Source organism: Streptomyces sp. NPDC058231, from assembly GCF_042882275.1.
In the GTDB taxonomy this organism is placed as follows: domain Bacteria; phylum Actinomycetota; class Actinomycetes; order Streptomycetales; family Streptomycetaceae; genus Streptomyces.
In genome coordinates this window covers 67,316-85,126 of sequence record NZ_JBHVWN010000028.1, presented here as the reverse complement: position 1 = coordinate 85,126, position 17,811 = coordinate 67,316, and the positions used below count along the sequence as shown (strand labels likewise).

Genomic DNA, 17,811 nt, shown 5'->3' with positions numbered 1-17,811 from the left:
GCCGCCGGCCGCGGCCGGCGGCGGGCCCCCCCCCCCCGGGGGGCCCCCCGCCGGGGGCCGGCGCCCCCCCCCCCGCACTTCCTGCCGTCACACCTTGCGGTAGCCGTACGCCTCCGACGCCGCGGCCTCCACCGCCGCCAGGTCACCGCCCGACGATGCCGTGACCAGCGCCGCCACCGCACCCTCCACGAACGGCGCGTCCACCAGCCGTGCCCCGTCCGGCAGTTCATCTCCCTCGGCCAGCATCGCCTTCACCGTGAGCACGGCGCTGCCCAGATCGACCAGCACCGCAACGCCCGCACCGCCGTCCACGGACCGGGCCGCCTCGGCGATCAGTTCCGCACTGGTCCCCAGCCCGCCCGACGGCGTACCGCCGGCCGCCGCGACCGGCGCCGTCGCACCACCGGCCGCCAGCCCACGGGCCAGCTCCGCCACCGCCTCGGCCACCGGCCCGCTGTGCGAGACCAGCACGATCCCGACCTGTTTCCCGCCGCTCATGAGCCACCCCCACGGAGGTCGGCCGCCTCGGCCAGCGCCGCGAACAGCAGGGCCGAGGAAGTCGCCCCCGGATCCTGATGTCCGATGCTTCGTTCGCCCAGATAGCTCGCCCTGCCCTTGCGGGCCAGCATCGGTACGGTCGCCGCCGCACCCGCCTCCGCCGCGTCCCGAGCCGCCCCGTACGACGTACCGAGCGCCTCCACTCCCGGCAGCAGCGCGTCGAGCATCGTCTTGTCCCCGGCCTGCGCCCCACCCAGCTGTCCCACGGCCGCGACACCCGCCCCGAACGCCTCGGCCAACTGATGGTCCGTCACAGTGGGGGCGTCACCCAGCGCCTTCCCCGTACGCCGCAGCAGCGTCCCGTACAACGGCCCCGACGCCCCGCCGACCGTCGAGATCAATTGCCTTCCGGCAAGCATCAGCACGGCCCCCGGCGTCTGCGGTTCCTCCTTCTCCAGCACCGCCGTCACCGCGGCGAATCCACGCTGTAGGTTGCTGCCGTGATCGGCATCCCCGATCGCCGAGTCGAGTTCGGTGAGGCGGGCTGCCTCACGATCCACAGCAGCCGCGGCTGCGGCCATCCACCGGCGGAAAAAGTCGGCGTCGAGCACGTGCGTCTCCTTGTCCCTGGAACACGGATCATGCGTATGGGCGTCCCTCAACGGCCCCAGCGGAGCGCGGGCGTCTCCACCGGCGCGTCCCAGAGCCGCAGCAGCTCCTCATCCACCTGGCAGAGCGTCACCGAGCACCCGGCCATGTCGAGCGACGTCACGTAGTTCCCCACGAGCGTACGAGCCACGGCGACACGCCGCTCGGACAGCACCCGTTGCACCTCGGCATTGAACCCGTACAGCTCCAGCAACGGTGTCGCCCCCATCCCGTTGACCAGCACGAGCACCGGACCGTTCGGCCGGAGGTCCTCCAGAACCGTGTCGACCGCGAAATCCGCGATCTCCCGCGACGTCATCATCGGACGGCGTTCCCGACCCGGCTCGCCATGGATCCCGATCCCCAGTTCCAGCTCGCCCGGAGGCAGATCGAAGGTGGGGGAACCCTTGGCCGGAGTGGTGACGGAGCTCAGCGCCACCCCGAAGCTCCGCGACGCCTCGTTCACCTGCCGGGCGACGGCCTCCACCCGCTCCAGAGGGGCACCCTCCTCGGCCGAGGCCCCGGCGATCTTCTCGACGAACAGCGTCGCACCCGTGCCACGGCGCCCCGCCGTGAACAGGCTGTCCGTGACCGCCACATCATCGTTGACCAGGACCTTGGCGACCTGTACGCCCTCGTCCTCGGCCAGTTCGGCGGCCATCTCGAAGTTCAGCACGTCGCCTGTGTAGTTCTTCACGACGAAGAGCACCCCCGCACCACTGTCGACAGCGGCGGCGGCGCGAACCATCTGGTCCGGGACGGGCGAGGTGAACACTTCCCCCGCACAGGCGGCGGCCAGCATGCCCGGCCCGACGAACCCGGCATGCAACGGCTCGTGCCCCGACCCGCCCCCGGAGATGAGCCCCACCTTGCCGGCGACGGGGGCGTCACGTCGCACGACGACTCGGTTGTCGACATCCACGGTCAGGTCGGGGTGCGCGGCGGCCATGCCCCGCAGGGCGTCCGCCACGACGGTCTCGGGGACGTTGATCAGCATCCTCATACGTATCTCCTGGCAGCGCTGGAAGATGTGGTCCTGACCGGTGTCTTCTCCCGGTCGGCGTGGGTGGATCCGGCTGTGTTCCTCGGCGCCCCGTGGTGGTCGTGGCGGGGTGTGCCGATGCTCAGGCTGATCCGGTGCCGACTTTCCTGACGGCTGGACCGGATGAGACTTGGACGGGGACGGGGACGGGGACGGGGACGGGCAGGGCCGGGGTGGGGTGGACGATTGACGAGACGGCGGCCGTCAGCAGTATCTGCGGTTTCTCCCGCCGATCACAGACTCCGGTGCCCGGTGGGTCGCGGGGCACCGGAATCCGGGGAGGATCAGCGCGGCCTCAGGATGCGGTGCGTCACAGGGGGAGCGGTGTACTCATACTGGACGTGTTCGGGCGTCATGACAGCGCGGCGAGGTACCGCAGCCGTCGTCGTACACCCGCCATCGATTGCGGGACAGCCCGTCGGGCTGCCACCTCGAACCGGCCTCGACCCAGGAGCGCGCATCATGTTCGACCCCGCCCGGAAGCCCCCGTACGGCGACGCCCTTCGACCGGACGGAGCACCCGCCCCACACGCACTGCTCGCGCCGCTGATCGGATTCCTCGGCACCTGGGTCGGCCGGGGCCGCGGCGGGTACCCGACGCTCGCCGAGGAATTCACCTATGCGCAGGAGGTCACCTTCAGCCACGACGGGCGGCCCTTCCTCCGCTACGAGGCGCGCGCCTGGCTGCTCGACGCGGACGACGCCCCGCTGCGACAGTCGGCCCGGGAGAGCGGCTGGTGGCGGCTGCAGCCCGACGGGCGCGTGGAGGCCTTGATCACCCAGCCCACCGGCATCGCGGAGATCCTGGTCGGCCGTGCCGCTGACGGCGCGGCCGATCTCACCACCCATCAGGTGGCCGTCGCTCCCACCGCCAAGAAGGTCGACGCGACCCGCCGCCGCTACATGCTGACGGACGAGGACACACTCAGCTTCGAACATGACCTCGCGGCGGTCGGTCAGCCCCTGCAACACCACCTCTCGGCGCAGCTTCGACGAGAGGGCGGAAACCGGTCCGCACCGTCGGAGCGTGCTGCTGGACAGGGGTGAAGGGTCCCGCGGCGCGCACAGGATCGCCAGGCCGCTCCCGCTGCACGTGCCTCGTTCGGGTCGGGCCGGTCTCGCGCCCCGGCCCGACCCGAACAGAAGTCCCTACCGCCGCCAGATCACCGCGGAGCTGGTGTCGCGGTCGAGCAGGACATCGCCGTTCCAGGTCAGGAACGATTGCTGGGGCAGGTAGTCCTCGCCGAGGAGGAAACCTCTCTTGATCGCGGTCACGTGCACGGCGGCACCGGTGTCGGTGCCGACCACCACGCGATGGACACTCACCTCGGCGATGTCGTCGGCCGTTGTTCCGGCCGGCAGTTCCACGGTGGAGGCCGCCGGGTCGTCACGCTGGATGGACCACGTCGGATCCACATGGTGGGACAGATGGACGGTGTCGCCGTTGACGAGACGCACGCCCAGCGAGACCCCGACCCACGAGGCTCCCGTATTCGCGGAGTCGGTGGTCTTCTTGAGGACCGCGTACAGGTAGTTGCGCTGATCGCTCACTTCCGGCGTGAGCGGCGTGGCGGCCGAGGGCGCCTCGATCTTGCCCTCGCGGAGCATCTCCTTCGCCATGATCCCGTAGGTCCAGGGGTTGTTGTCCATGAGGTACTCGCGCGCCTGACCGGCCGGCAGGGTCGGCAAGCTGGACAGGAAGAACCGCATGGGGTCGTCGACCACGTCGCACATGTTGTTGTTCGACGTGCAGGTCTCCAGCAGGGCGTGGTCGCCCTCGTACCGGCCGGAGAAGTGCAGAGTCCGGTGATCGGGCGCCTGGTAGGTGTCGCTGCCCGTGACCCGGTTGCCGTGCTCATCGACTTCGACGGAGTAGATCCACTCGATGTCGGACGTACGGCCCCAACGCGCCATCAGCGCAGGCGTGTTCGTACCCCCGTCCTCGTTGCTCCACACCACGGAGTACGTCAGTGTGGTGTGACCGGGAGTGGTTGCCGGCGCGGTGTCGTGCCAGGCGATGAGCGGAGTGTCGGTGGTCGCGTTCTGGTACGGGTTTCCCAGCGCGGCGAGGTTGCGTCCGTAGACCACCGGTGCGTACCGCAGCACCTGGTACTCGGGGTTCCCCGGCGCGTACGTCGAGACCCGCAGTGTGTCGAGCACAGCCGATGTGCTCACCGCCGCCGAGCGCTCTTCCGCGAAGTGCAGGCGCAATTGATGCAATCCGACGGTGAGCCGCCCGAGCGCGAGCTGCCGGTGCAGGGGCTGGGCGCCGGAGACGACAAGGTCGGTGGCGTACCGGTCGTCGACCGAGACGGACACGACTGCCGATTCGGCGCCCTTCACCGCCCAGTCCGTGCCCGGCGCGGCGGCGTTGAGGTCGATGAGCGCCTCGCCCGACCTCCGTACCACGACCGGCACCCGCACGTCCGGGTGGTGACGGCGGACCTCGAAGTGTCTCGTGTGAGTGGTCTCGTGTGGCCTCGCCTGCGCCAGGGCCGGCGCGGACAAGCCTGCCACGGTCATCAATAAGGCGATCGGTGCAGTCAGAAGTTTCGCAACGCGCATCAAGTTTCCTCCGCCTCGGGGCAAGCGCTGTCATCAGCCGCCCTGTCTAACAGAGCGGATCGACCGTCGGGCCAATGCCGGGGAACCGGCCGTTGAAGAGCGGGGAGCGGTCGCGGAGGGAGTGCTGCGGATCGCCGGACAGCGGGGAGCGGCCGCCGGTCGTGAGGAGGCCGGCGGCCGTGGGTATCACCTCAGAGCTCAGGCGGCGCCCAGCAGATCGTGTGCCGCAGCCCGCACGGCGTTGTAGGCCTGCTCCAGCACCTCGGGCGAGGTGGTGATGCGGGGCAGGTCGTCCGGGGTGTGGAACTCGCGGAAGTTGCCGGCCAGGGAGAGCAGCGGGACCGACGGCCCGAGGGCCTGGCTCCACACCGCGCCTTCGCCGGGGAACTTGGCGGCCTGGCTGAACCGGGCACCGGCGAGGTGGGCGGCGAGGCCGGGAACGGCGTCGAAGCCCGGGTTGCTGGCAGCACCCCGGGGCGCCAGTTCGAAGCGTCCGTCGGGGCCGGGGGCGGCCGCCGCGAGTGCGGAGCCCAGATGGAAGACCGCGCGCGGCCGGAGGTCGAACTCGTCCGCCAGATAGGCGCGTACACCGTAGTTGCTGAGCTCGTGGCCGGTGTTGCCGAGGAAGAACACCGGGTGCTCGCGGGAGAGCTCCACGGCCAGGGCCAGGGCCAGTGCGAGGCCGGTTCCGCGCTCGGCCGCGCAGGTGAACCATCCGCTGAGGGGGGTGGTGACGATGACGGGGTCGGCGACCGGCCTACGGGTGCCGAGCCAGCCGGTCAGGGAGTACGTACGTGCCGGGACGGTCCGTGCCCTGAAGTCGACGTCGGCTCCGTACCGTCGGATCCGGTCCGCGACCCGTCCGGGGACGAGCAGTGTGGGGATGCCGGTCTTCGGCGCGTCGGGGTCGCTGTTGTAGGCCACCAGCCCGTCGTACGCCGGGTAGTTGGCGGTCGTGCTGGTCGTGGGGAGGACCGCCACGGAGGCTCCGGCACGGGCGGCCTCGGCCACCGCCGCGAGTACGGCGGGATCGTTGCCGTCCTTGCTGGTCGTCACCGGCTGTACGAAGTCCGCCCGGCCCTTCACCCGGCCGGTGCCCTCGTAGTACAGCGGGACGGTCGGCACGCTGACGTTCCCGACGCGGACCTGCGCCTTCCACTCGTAGTGCGGGTAGTCGTAGTTCCAGCGGCCGGTGACCGCGCCCAGACTCCGCAGCTGACGCTCGAGCCATCGGAGAGCGGCGGCCTCGTCACTGCTTCCGGTGCGGTGGTGCCACTGGCTGTACGCCTCCACCACGGAGTAGAGCGAGGCGCCGGACCCGGTGGACCTGCCGGGGGCGCCGACCGGCCGGCGGAGGGTGCCGGCTTGAGCCGAGGTGGCGCCGAAGGCCGTGAGTCCGGCAACGGCGGCTCCGGTGGCGAGCACGGCGCGGCGTGACGGACGGCCGGGAAGGTTCGATCGGTTCGAAGTCATTCTCTGCTCCAGGAAGTGCGTGATCTTTTTCCTACTGCGCCTCCGGCGCCCGGCGGCGAGGCCGGGGACCTCCGTGCGTACCCGTCGTCGGTTCAGGGCTGGTCGACGAAGGTCTCACCGGCACGCCACGACGTCCCCCGGGCCGCCCTGCCGCCTCTCCGGCGCCGGTGTGCCCGATGCCGGAGCACGGATAGGGCCCAGCATCGCGGGATCCGTCCGCCGTCACCACGTGTGTGTGGTGGTAGGACGTCTCTGCCATCGGCGTTCTGCACCTCCAGGCGGAGCACATCCGATCACGTGACTGAACGAAGTTCCATGGATCGCTGGGAGAAGACACATGAATGACACAGGACCGCTGGTCGGGCGGCACGGATGCGGGAAGCGACGGGCGGCGGCCGGGCCTCGTCCCCTCCGCGTCCCGGCCGGGCCGCACGGCGTGCGAAGCCTCCTGCTACCGGCCCAGTTCGAGGGAGATGTGCGGGGACAGGGCACGGAGGAAGTCGACCGCGTCGAAGATCTCTCCGGCGGAGGCCACGCCGACCGTCCTGGTCCGTCCCGTGAGGATGCGGTGAACCGCCTCCACCGCGAGCGGCGCGGTGACGGCGTAGATGTCCTGACCTCGCGCCACGGCACGCCGTTCGCTGCCGCCGGAGCGCACGACCACGTCGACGAGGAAGGTCTGCGCGGACCGCCCACGCTCGTCGACCGCGGTCGGCGTCGGGGTGTCGGGGGCCGAGAGATCCTTGGCGGCCTCCACGGTCATGTAGGTGCGTACCTCGGGGACGGACAGGTGGCTGGGGATGGTGACGATGTCGGCCATCGTGAACTCCCCGATGACGGCCCGGGTGCCCATCGGGTCGGGGAAGGGCCAGTCCAGGGTGGGCGGGGCGTCACTGCGGTACTCCAGCTGCCCGTTCGTGTAGCGGACGCGTTCGCCGTTTCGCCGCAGCCGGGAGATCTGGCCGGCGATGCGTGTCCCGTCCGTGGGGTGCCAACTGTTCAGCCCGTACGCGATGTGCGCCTCGTCGGCCGCAGTCCAGTCGTCCATCGCCGCAGTGGCCAACAGGTCACCGAGGCCTCCGAAGAAGGCCATCGCGGGGACGATCGTCGTTCCCGCGGCGCGGGCCCGGTCCGTGAAGTGCGTGAACGTGTCGGCGTTGGCCTCGATTTCGGCTGCCACATCCACATACGGGATCCCGGCGCGCAGTGCCGCCTCGATCACGGGGGCAGCAGTCGTGGCGAAAGGCCCGGCACAGTTGATCACCGCGGCCGCACCGGCCAGGGCGCGGTCGAGCGAGGCCGGGTCGTCGACCGATGCCGGCTGGACGTCGAGTCCGGGATCGTGCGCCGCCAGCTCCTTCAACTTGCCGGGGTCGCGGCCGGAGAGAACCGGGACGAACCCGCGTTCCCGCAGCTGAGCCACGACGAAGCGCCCGGTATGTCCATACGCGCCGTACACCGCCACCACGTGTCCCGACTCCATCGTCTCTCCTCCTGCGTTCAAAGATCCGCTGGGAACATCCTGTCGGTGGTGGGGTCCGCGCACTAGTGTCCGGAACGCCATCACCCGTACAATTCCGGACGTGGACACTGTCGCACTGGCCGTCACCGACGGGATGCTGCACTTCGAACTGTCCGTCGCGTACGAGGTCTTCGGCGCCGCCCCGGACGGCGTGGTCGAGCCCTGGTACGACATCGCCGTCTGCGGGCCGCATGCCGTGCGGGTCGGCCGCTTCCTGCTGGAGCCCGACCACGGGCTCGACCGGCTTCAGCGCGCCGACACCGTGATCGTCCCCGGCTGGGCCGACGTCGACGAGGACCCGCCGGCCGATCTCGTCGACGCGGTGCGCGTGGCCCACGAGGCGGGTGCGCGCGTGGCCTCCCTCTGCACGGGCGCGTTCGTGCTGGCAGCCGCCGGTTTGCTGGACGGAAGGCGCGCGACCACGCACTGGGCGCACACGGAGACTCTGGCCACCCGGTTCCCCCGGGTGGAAGTCGACCCGGACGTGCTCTATGTGGACAACGGCAGCGTGCTCACCTCCGCCGGGAAGGCCGCCGCGATGGACCTGTGTCTGCACCTCGTCCGGCTCGACCGCGGCTCGTCGATCGCCAACGCGGCCGCCCGCCGTCTGGTCGTGCCGCCGCACCGGGCCGGCGGCCAGGCCCAGTTCGTCGCGACCCCTGTACCCGCCCAGGCCGACCACCCGCTCGCCGCGCTGTTCCCCTGGGTGCTCGAACGGCTCGACCGTCCGCTGACCGTGGAGGATCTGGCCCGCCGAGCGCGGATGAGCTCACGTAACCTGGGCCGCCACTTCAGGTCGGTGGCGGGTACCACACCGCTGCAGTGGCTGTTGACGCAACGGATCCGTCACGCCCAGGAGTTGCTGGAGACCACCGACGAGACGGTCGACGCCATCGCGGCGGCCACCGGCATGGGGACCGCCACTACGCTGCGCCGGCACTTCAACCGTACGGTCGGCGTCCCTCCGGACACGTACCGCCGTACCTTCCGGGCGCAGGCCCGTCCCGGCGCGAACGGCATCCGGTAAACCGGGTCGGCGCCCCGAGTGAACGGGACACCCGGGGGCGCGGAACCGGGCCTGCCCATCGGCAGAGGCTCACCGCAGCCATCGCGGGCACGCATGAACCGTTCCTGGCCCCTGTGAATCTCCGGTCCACCGCGGGGACTTGTGCCGATGAGGCGATGGGCCGGCGTTGACCAGCGGTCCCGGCCGGCGCCCGAGCGGATCACGCAGGGCCGCGATCGAGACGCCGGCCTGCGACCGGACGTGCCGGGCAGCGGCCGGGGGTGTCAACATCGGGCAAATCATGCAGTACCCATGCTGTTTGCTACGGCGGTATTGCGGCCTTGTGGCGGCGTCGGCCGAAAGCTGGTCCCGGCTCGCCCGTGCGGATCACACTGGCGCTCGCACGTTCCCCCCATTCCGTCTCCCCAGAAGGCTTCACCGCGCATGCACACGTCGCTCGGACCCGGCGCCCCCCAGGTGCACCTCTCGCGTGAGGTGAGGAGGGGCCACGCGTGCTGCGCTATGTGATGCGTAAGGCAGCCGACTGGCTCCTGATGATTGTGATCGCCACCAACGCCACATACTTTCTGGCCTGTTGGTTCCTGGACCCGCGCTCGAACTTCAAGGAGCTGCGGCCCGTCCGCAGCGAGTCCCAGATCGACCGAGCCCTCGCGCCGTACAACCTGGACCCTCGGGTGCCGGTGGTGCACCGGTGGTGGGACTGGCTCACCTCGGTGGTCCTTCACTTCGACTGGGGGAAGTCTCCCACCGGCGTCTCCGTGAACGGGGAGATCGGCTACCGGTCGCTCATCAGCGCGGAACTGGTCGTTGTCGCAACCATCCTCTCCGTTGTGATCGGCGTGGCGCTGGGTGTGTACACCGCGTCGCGGCAGTACGGCTGGACGGACCGGGTCTCGCAGGCCGTGTCCATCGCGGTGTTCAACATCCCGACGTCCGTCGCCGCGCTCGCCGTGGTCTTCGTCGCCATCTGGCTGAACCAGCACGCAGGGCTGCACTTCCTCTATGTCGCAGGGGAGAATTCACCGAACGTCGAAGGGCTGCTCCCGACGATCGGTGACCGCATCCTGCACCTGATCCTGCCGACCCTGACACTGACCCTGATGGGCTACGTCGGCTATCACCTGACGCAGCGCTCGCTTCTGCTCGACACGATCAACGCCGACTTCGTGCGTACCGCGCAGGCCACCGGTCTCACCCGCGCCAAGGCGATACGCAGGCATGCACTGCGAGCCGCGCTCATCCCGACCGCGGCATCCGTGGCGTTCGGCGTCCCGGCCGTCTTCACCGGAGCCATCATCACCGAGACGATCTTCGGCTGGAACGGCATGGGCCGTTACTTCATCCAGACCATCAGCAAGAACGACGTGCACGGCACGGTCGCGACGGCCGCCTTCGCCGCCGTCCTCACCGCGATCGGAGCGATCCTCGCGGACATCGCCACGGCCTTCCTCGACCCGAGAGTGAGAGTGAACTGACGTGGCCACAGCCATGACGACCGACGACGACTCTCCCCGTGCGCGGGCGAGCCAGATCCCGGAGACGCTGCTTCCCGCACACAGCGACGGACGGAACCTCGGGCTCGGCCGGCTCTATCTGAGGCGCTTCCTGCGCAACCGGCTCGCTGTCATCGGTGTGGTGATCTTCGTACTGCTCGTGCTCTTCAGCGCGTTCGGCGGTCTGCTCGCTCCCTATGCGTTCACCGACGCCGACTTCGCCGCACTCACCCAGCCGCCGAGCGGCACCCACTGGTTCGGCACCAATCAGGGCGGCAACGACATCTACGCCTCGGCCGTGCACGGACTGCGGCGTTCCCTGACGATCGCCGTGAGCGTCTCCGTCCTGACCATCGTCGTCGCCGCGGTCATCGGCTCCAGCGCCGCGTACTTCGGAGGCCGGGCGGAGAAGGCGACACTGGCCGTCATCCACTTCCTTCTGATCGTCCCCTCGTTCCTCATTCTCGCCCTGGTCTCCCACCGCCTCGCCGGCGACTGGCGGGTCCTCATCGTCGTGCTGACACTGTTCGGCTGGATGTCCACCGCGCGGGTGATCTGGTCCGTCTCGACCTCACTGCGTGAACGGGACTATGTGACGGTGGCCGAGTTCATGGGCGTCAGCCCACTACGCATCATCGTGCGTCACATCATCCCCAACCTCGGCTCGCTGCTGATCGTCAACCTGACACTCGGTGTCGTCGCGACGGTGCTCAGCGAAACAGCCCTGTCCTTCCTCGGGTTCGGCGTCCAGACCCCGGACGTCTCTCTCGGCACGATGCTCGCGGACGGTGCCGGCACCGTCACCAGCGCCCCCTGGCTCTTCGCCTTCCCCGCGGGCCTGGTCGTCCTGCTCACCGTGTCGATGACCTTCGTCGGCGACGGACTGCGTGACGCCCTCGACCCCACGTCCGTAACCGGTGCGGCAGGAGGCCGACGGTGACACTCACCACGACCCTGACCGACCCGCCGCCGGCCACCGGCATCACCCCCGTCCTCTCCGTTCGGGACCTGCGGATCTCTTTCCCCTCCGAGACCGGCCCCGTCGAGGCGGTGCGCGGCGTCAGCTTCGACCTCCTGCCGGGCCGGACCCTCGGGATCGTCGGCGAGTCGGGCTCGGGCAAGTCGGCCACGGCGCTGGGCATCATGGGCCTCCTGCCGCCCACCGCCGCCCTGGGGGGACAGGTGCTGCTCGGTGAACGCGATCTGATCGGCCTGGGGGACAAGGAGCTCTCCGAGGTGCGGGGAAACGGCATCGGCATGGTCTTCCAGGACCCGCTGTCCGCGCTCACACCGATCTTCTCCGTGGGCAGACTGCTCGCCGACGCCCTGCGGGTTCACCAGGACCTGACAAGGCGGGCCGCTTTTGAACAGGCGGTCGAACTGCTCGACCTCGTCGGCATCCCCGACCCGCGCAACCGGGCCAAGTCGTTCCCGCACGAGTTCTCCGGCGGCATGCGCCAACGCGTCGTCATCGCCCTGGCGATCGCCAACAAGCCGTCCGTCCTCATCGCCGACGAGCCCACCACCGCCCTCGATGTCACTGTGCAGGCCCAGATCCTCCAAGTTCTGCGACGGGCGCAGGACGAGACCGGTGCCGGCCTCGTCCTCATCACGCACGACCTCGGGGTCGTCGCCGGTCACGCGGACGACATCGCTGTCATGTATGCGGGCAGAATCGTCGAACGGGCGGGCGTCGGGGAACTGTTCCGCCGGCCCACGATGCCGTACACCGCGAGGCTGCTCGCCGCCGTACCGACCGTGGACAGCGGGGTCCACCGGCCGCTGGTCCCGATCGGCGGGGAGCCGCCCGCCCTCGTGGGTCTCCCGGCCGGCTGTCCCTTCGCGAGTCGCTGTGCCCTCGCCCTCGACGCGTGCCGCGCCGACGAGCCCGAACTGCGCGACATCACCGGGCACGGCTCCGTGGCCTGCCTGCGCGCCGACGAGATCGCCGACGGTTCGCTCGATCCTGCCGGGGGCGTCGCCGCCGTCGTCCGAACCGCGGACGACCGCGTCGGGACCGGTGAAGTGGTGCTCCGCGTCGAAGATCTCGTCAAGACCTTCCCGGTCACCAAGGGGGCCCTCCTCAAGCGTCGGGTCGGCACGCTCCATGCCGTCAACCAGGTGAGCTTCGATCTGCGCGCCGGGGAGACACTCGGTCTGGTGGGCGAGTCGGGCAGCGGCAAGACCACGACACTGATGGAGATACTCCGGCTGCGGCAGCCCGAGGGCGGACGGATCGAGATCACGGGCACCGATGTCGGCACCATCGGTTCCGCCGCGCAGATGAGGGAGCTGCGCAGGGACCTGCAGATCGTCATGCAGGACCCGTTGGGGGCCCTGGACCCGCGGCTGCCCGTCTTCCAGTTGATCGCCGAACCCCTGCGGGCCATCGGGCGGGATCGCGAGTCGATCCGCTCACGCGTCGGCGAACTGCTGGCACTCGTCGGCCTGGACGCCTCGATCAGCGATCGATTCCCCGCCGCGCTCTCCGGCGGCCAGCGCCAGCGGGTCGGCATCGCCCGCGCCCTGGCGACCGAACCGAAACTTCTCGCGCTCGACGAGCCGCTCTCCGCCCTGGACGTGTCGGTGCAGGCCGGAGTGATCAACCTGCTGGCACGGCTCAAGCGCGAACTCGGGCTCGCCTACCTCGTGGTCGCACACGACATGGCCGTGGTCCGGTACATCTCCGACCGCATCGCGGTGATGTATCTGGGCCGGATCGTCGAGACCGGGGACACCGAGACGATCTTCTCCGACCCGCGGCACCCCTACACCAAGGCGCTGCTGTCGGCGATACCGGTGCCGGACCCGCAGCGGGAACGCACCAGGGAGAGTGTCGTGCTGGAAGGCGAGCAGCCGAGCGCCGCCCGCCTTCCCGCGGGGTGTGTCTTCGTCGACCGGTGCCCGCTGTACCGCCTGGTGGGCGAAGACGTGCGGGAGCGCTGTCGCACGGAACGACCCGCTCCGACCCACGTCGCCGATCATCCCGGTCACCACTACGCCTGTCACGCGGCCTGACGCCGCCCGACATTCCGGGACCGCTGCCCGGCCCGCCGGCGAGCTCACCGTCCGTGTCCCCTCCACCGAAACCAGAAGGAACGATTCCGTCATGCGCGCAAGACTGGCCCTGCCCGTCGCCCTGATCGCCGCCATCTCCGTCGCAGCCACCGCGTGCGACTCGTCCGGGAGGAGCACGGGCGACCCGGACAAGAAGGACGCCCCCAAGGCCGCATCGGCCGCGGCCGACTACAACCCCCAGCCGTACGACAAGATCAAGGACGGCGGCACCTACACCACGGTCGGGACCTTCGACGACCAGGGCAACCCGTTCAACGTCAACTCGACGTTGACCGCGTCCCGGGTCTGGGGCTGGTACAACGCCGACGCGATCACGTACTCACCCACCGGAGAGGTGCAGTACAACCCGGACTACTACAGCGACGTCAAGGTCTCAGACGAAGGCGGCAATCAGAAGGTCACGCTGACGATCAACCCGAAGGCAGCTTTCAACGACGGCACACCGATCGACTGGACGGCGATCAAGGCCACGTGGAAGGCCAACAACGGTTCGAACAAGGCCTACGCCACCTCGTCCACGGACGGCTACGACCAGATCACCTCGGTCGATCGTGGGGAGAACGACAAGCAGGCCGTGATCAACTTCAAGGGGGCCAACGCCTCCTGGTCGACCCTGTTCACCACCTTCCTGCATCCCAAGGCTGCGTCGGTCGACAACTTCAACAAGGCATACGTCAAGAAGGCCCATCCGGAGTGGGGCGCGGGGCCGTACACGGTCGGCAAGTGGGACGCCCACTCGGGCGACATCACCTTCGTCCGCAACCCCAAGTGGTGGGGCAAGAAGGGCAAGCTCGACAAGCGCGTCTACGTCAACCTGGAGTCGACCGCGGCGGTCAACGCCTTCAAGAACGGCCAGCTCGATTACACCTCCGCCGTCGACGCGGAGAGCCTCAAGCAGGTGAAGGGGCTGAAGGGCACCGAGATCCGCAGCGGCGGCAGCCCCTTCGAGTACTCGCTCTACTTCAACACGAAGTCCTCGGTCCTCTCGGAGACGGCCGTCCGCAAGGCCATTCAGCAGAGCGTCGACCGCGCGCAGATCGCCAAGATTCAGTTCCAGGGGCTCGACTACAAGGAGCCACTGCCGGGTTCGGCCGTGCTGTACAGCTTCCAGAAGGGCTACGAGGACAACCTGTCAGCGGTGCTCACATACGCACCCGACCAGGCCGGCAAGACACTCGACTCGGCCGGCTGGAAGCCCGGGAGCGACGGCATCCGCACCAAGAACGGCAAGAAGCTCGAAGTCGGCTACACGCTCCTCGGCGACGACCCGCTGGGCAAGGCCACCGCCGGCGCCTTCGCCGCGATGCTGAAGCCCGTCGGTATCCGTCTCGTCATCAAGAAGGCCGACGACGCGGACTTCTCCAAGATCCTCAGCGAGCGCAGGTTCGATCTCTTCCTGTCCGGAAACCGCTCCATGGACCCGTTCGGCGCCCGCTACCTGTGCGACTTCTACTGCTCGGACCGCGACTCCAACATCACCGGCTCGGGTACGCCGGCTCTGGACAAGGAGATCCGCGCCACCACCGAGATCGCCGACCTGGACGAGCAGGCCGCGGCGGCCAACAAGGTCGAGCAGAAGGCGCTTCAGCAGTACGCCTTCCTGCCGTTGTTCAGCGGACCCTCGACCTACGCGGTGAAGAAGGGTCTCGCCAACGTCGGCGCGACCATCTTCTACACCCCGCTCCCGGAGACGGTCGGCTGGGAGAAGTGACCCACGCCCGCACCGGCCGCCGCCCCGGTGCGTGATCTCGGGACAGCGGTGTCGTGCACGGCGTTCGGCGCTGAGCGGCGCCGGTGCCGTCCGGCGGGGCCACCTTGTTCCTGGCGTGCAGCGAGGCAGGAACTCGGTACGTGCCGGACCTCTCCACAGGGGTCCGGCACGTACCGGTTCACTGCCGTGAACGGTCCGCCACGCGGGCCCGGACACCCCGCCGGACCACTGCCTTGATCATGTCGTTCCGGATGCGGTGGCCCGGTACGAGCGTGAGGATCGTTTCACGGGCGACGGCCCGCTACACGTTCCCCGGCCACTCCGGCGGTCAGGCTCCCGAGGCGGGGCGCCCGGGCCGCTGCCCACCCACCGCCGGGGGAGCCTGGAGGCAGACATGCCGCGTCCGCTGTGGACCGGAGCCATCAGCTTCGGCCTGGTCACGATCCCGATCAAGGTCCTGCCCGCGACCGAGGACCGCTCGGTCCATTTCCGGCAGGTCCATCTGGAGGACATGGGCCGGGTCCGTACCCGGAAGGTCTGCGCGATCAGACGGTGAGATCGTGCCGCAGGAGGAGATCGGAAAGGGCTACGAACTGACCCGGGACGAGACCGTCGCCGTCACCGACGAGGAGCTCGACCGTATGCCGCTGCCCACGGCGAAGGCGATCGAGCTCGTCGCGTTCGTCGACGCGGACAGCATCGACCCGATCCGGATCAGCGACAGCTACTACCTGGCGATCGACGGACAGGTTGCCGCCAAGCCGTACACCTTGCTCCGGAGGGCCCTGGAGCGTTCCGACAAGGTCGCCGTCGCGAAGTTCGCCTGGCACAACCGCGAGCGGCTCGGGCTGTTGCGGGTGCGGGAGGGAGTGATCGTGCTCCCTCGATGCGGTGTTCACTAGTCAAGTCGTGTGTCGGAAACGAGGTTGTCGGGGTGCAAGTGGAGCCCGAGCAGCTCTGGGCCGACCTGCGCGAGTCAGGACGCCTCGATGAGCGTGCACCGGTCGGTGCATGAGGCCGACGCTGAGAACGGCACGATCCTTTGCATCAGAGCACCCGGGCTGGCTTGGCCGAACAGGGCTGGCACCGAGCGGAATTCAACTGCTGATGCCGGTGGTCGACGGCTAACGTGTCCAGCGTTCGAGGAACTGCACGAATCGGAGATGGTGTTGACGGAACGGTCGAACGGACATCGCCCCACACTCGAGGACGTGGCGCGTCGGGCAGGGGTGTCCAAGTCCACGGTGTCCCGTGTGATCAACGGTGAGCCCAGAGTGCGGGCCACGGTCGCCGAACGCATCCGGCAGGCTGTTGACGAACTCGGCTTCGTACCCAACCAAGCCGCGCGAAGCCTAGTCACTCGCCGCAACAACGCTGTCGCCGTCGTCGTCACCGAACCGCAGAACCGGCTTTTCGTGGACCCGTATTTCGACTGCCACCTGCGAGGCATCCGGCAAGAACTCGTCCAACAAGGAGCGCAGCCGGTGCTGTTGTTCATCGAGGAGCCGGACGACTATCCGCGCGTCGGAAACTTCCTGGGCGGCGGCCACGTCGATGGCGCCCTGCTGTTCTCGCTGCGCACCGACGACCCGTTGCCCGCGATGGTCGAGCACATGGGCCTGCCCGCCATCTTCGGCGGTCGTCCGGCCGTCGGCTCCGGCCACCGCAGTCACAGCTACACGTACGTCGACGCCGACAACCGCGGCGGCGCCCGGGATGCCGTGCGGCATCTCGTATCGCTGGGACGCCGACGTATCGGGACCATCACTGGCCCACTCAACCAAGCCTCCGCGATCGACCGCCTCGATGGCTACCGGGACGTACTCCTCGACACCCCACCTCAGCTCATCGCCGAGGGTGACTTCACGCTGCAGGGCGGCGCCGACGCCATGGCCGTGCTCCTCGACCGGTGCCCCGACCTGGACGGGGTCTTCGCCGCATCGGACCTCATGGCATCCGGTGCCCTGCACGTGCTGCGCGAACGCGGGCGCCGCGTACCGGAGGACGTGGCGGTCGTCGGCTTCGACGACCTCGCGACCATCGCCGAGGCGACGGAGCCACCGCTGACCACCGTGCACCAAGACATCGAGGACATGGGGCGCCTGATGGCCCGGCTGCTGTTCAAGCGGACATCGAACGAGCCCGCGTCGCGAGAAGGCAGTCCTCCGCTGTCCTCTGTGGTCACCCCGACACGTTTGGTCGTGCGGAAATCCGCCTGAGGCAACGTCCCTGACGGCCCACTCGCCGACGTACCCGGAGCTCATGTTGGCCTGCCACTTCTCTGCTTCGCCCTTGACCGTCACATACGAGAAGGCCATGGACAGCCCGCCGTGTCTGCGGGCAAGCGCGCTGAGGTCCAGCAACAACTGATAGACCCGGAGCGGGGAGCGGAACAGGCGATGTTCGCCGTTCCCTTCAACGACACCAGCCAGGCTGGCCGGCAGGTCCTCGATCGCGATCACCATGTGCTCCCGGGACGGTCCGCGGCGAGGTTTGGTCTCCTCAACCAGCGCCACCTGCGTACTGCCCTGTACACCGTCGGGGCGGAAGTGGACTGCCGGCCAGTCGATGACGGTGCCCAGGTTATCCCCGGTGAGATCCACCAGCAGCACGGAGAAAGCGGCTGCCTCCAACCGGCTCAGGCAGAGCATCGGCATCAACTGCTTCACCCCGCCGAGTGCGCAAAGTCGATCCGGCAGCTGACCACAGGCAAGGCGGGGCAGGGCTCCGGTGCGATCGGGGACATCGAGCGCT

The 17,811-nt window shown here is 69.2% G+C and carries 13 protein-coding genes and 1 pseudogene; 8 read left to right on the top strand and 6 right to left on the bottom strand.

The features are described 5' to 3' along the window. Window positions 1–87: 87 nt before the first annotated feature. From ACFVXE_RS20205 to dhaK, 3 genes are read right to left on the bottom strand one after another with little or no spacing between them, the layout of a single operon-like run. The gene (locus ACFVXE_RS20205) at window positions 88–498 is read right to left on the bottom strand and encodes a PTS-dependent dihydroxyacetone kinase phosphotransferase subunit DhaM (protein WP_389672733.1); all 411 of its coding nucleotides are present in this window, start codon (window positions 496–498) and stop codon (window positions 88–90) included. Next, window positions 495–1,109: a dihydroxyacetone kinase subunit DhaL gene (gene dhaL / locus ACFVXE_RS20200; RefSeq protein WP_389672731.1), complete on the bottom strand. Its 615-nt coding sequence runs from the start codon at window positions 1,107–1,109 to the stop codon at window positions 495–497. The genes ACFVXE_RS20205 and dhaL overlap by 4 nt, the downstream gene beginning before the upstream one ends. Before the next feature lie 47 nt (window positions 1,110–1,156). Further along, a complete protein-coding gene (dhaK, locus tag ACFVXE_RS20195; RefSeq protein WP_389672730.1) occupies window positions 1,157–2,149 on the bottom strand; it encodes a dihydroxyacetone kinase subunit DhaK in 993 nt (330 codons plus the stop codon). Window positions 2,150–2,650: 501 nt separating this feature from the next. Between dhaK and ACFVXE_RS20190 the strand changes: the two genes are divergently transcribed. After that, window positions 2,651–3,235, top strand: a complete 585-nt coding sequence (locus ACFVXE_RS20190; RefSeq protein WP_389672728.1) for an FABP family protein — start codon at window positions 2,651–2,653, stop codon at window positions 3,233–3,235. Between the two features lie 102 nt (window positions 3,236–3,337). Here ACFVXE_RS20190 and ACFVXE_RS20185 read toward each other — a convergent pair whose 3' ends face one another. From ACFVXE_RS20185 to ACFVXE_RS20175, 3 genes are all read right to left on the bottom strand, one after another. Next, window positions 3,338–4,696, bottom strand: coding sequence for a hypothetical protein (locus ACFVXE_RS20185; protein ID WP_389672727.1), 1,359 nt, complete (start codon window positions 4,694–4,696; stop codon window positions 3,338–3,340). 255 nt (window positions 4,697–4,951) lie between these two features. Next, complete coding sequence (locus ACFVXE_RS20180) at window positions 4,952–6,226, bottom strand: hypothetical protein (RefSeq protein WP_389672725.1); 1,275 nt, start codon at window positions 6,224–6,226, stop codon at window positions 4,952–4,954. 451 nt (window positions 6,227–6,677) lie between these two features. After that, the gene (locus ACFVXE_RS20175; RefSeq protein ID WP_389672723.1) at window positions 6,678–7,709 is read right to left on the bottom strand and encodes a saccharopine dehydrogenase family protein; all 1,032 of its coding nucleotides are present in this window, start codon (window positions 7,707–7,709) and stop codon (window positions 6,678–6,680) included. Between the two features lie 100 nt (window positions 7,710–7,809). Between ACFVXE_RS20175 and ACFVXE_RS20170 the strand changes: the two genes are divergently transcribed. The 7 genes and pseudogenes from ACFVXE_RS20170 (at window position 7,810) to ACFVXE_RS20140 (ending at window position 17,276) form a co-directional block, all read left to right on the top strand. Continuing rightward, the gene (locus ACFVXE_RS20170) at window positions 7,810–8,775 is read left to right on the top strand and encodes a helix-turn-helix domain-containing protein (RefSeq protein WP_389672721.1); all 966 of its coding nucleotides are present in this window, start codon (window positions 7,810–7,812) and stop codon (window positions 8,773–8,775) included. A gap of 491 nt (window positions 8,776–9,266) precedes the next feature. Next, the gene (locus ACFVXE_RS20165; protein ID WP_389672719.1) at window positions 9,267–10,250 is read left to right on the top strand and encodes an ABC transporter permease; all 984 of its coding nucleotides are present in this window, start codon (window positions 9,267–9,269) and stop codon (window positions 10,248–10,250) included. Window position 10,251: 1 nt separating this feature from the next. After that, window positions 10,252–11,208: an ABC transporter permease gene (locus tag ACFVXE_RS20160; protein WP_389672718.1), complete on the top strand. Its 957-nt coding sequence runs from the start codon at window positions 10,252–10,254 to the stop codon at window positions 11,206–11,208. Continuing rightward, entirely contained in the window at window positions 11,205–13,286 is a 2,082-nt protein-coding gene (locus tag ACFVXE_RS20155) for a dipeptide ABC transporter ATP-binding protein (protein ID WP_389672716.1), read from the top strand. The genes ACFVXE_RS20160 and ACFVXE_RS20155 overlap by 4 nt, the downstream gene beginning before the upstream one ends. Window positions 13,287–13,377: 91 nt before the next feature. Beyond that, on the top strand, window positions 13,378–15,057 hold the full coding sequence (locus ACFVXE_RS20150; protein ID WP_389672714.1) for an ABC transporter family substrate-binding protein: 1,680 nt from the start codon (window positions 13,378–13,380) through the stop codon (window positions 15,055–15,057). Between the two features lie 394 nt (window positions 15,058–15,451). Then, window positions 15,452–15,938, top strand: a pseudogene (locus ACFVXE_RS20145) (Ku protein); the annotation flags it as partial. 282 nt (window positions 15,939–16,220) lie between these two features. Further along, entirely contained in the window at window positions 16,221–17,276 is a 1,056-nt protein-coding gene (locus tag ACFVXE_RS20140; RefSeq protein ID WP_389672737.1) for a LacI family DNA-binding transcriptional regulator, read from the top strand. Window positions 17,277–17,811: the final 535 nt, after the last annotated feature.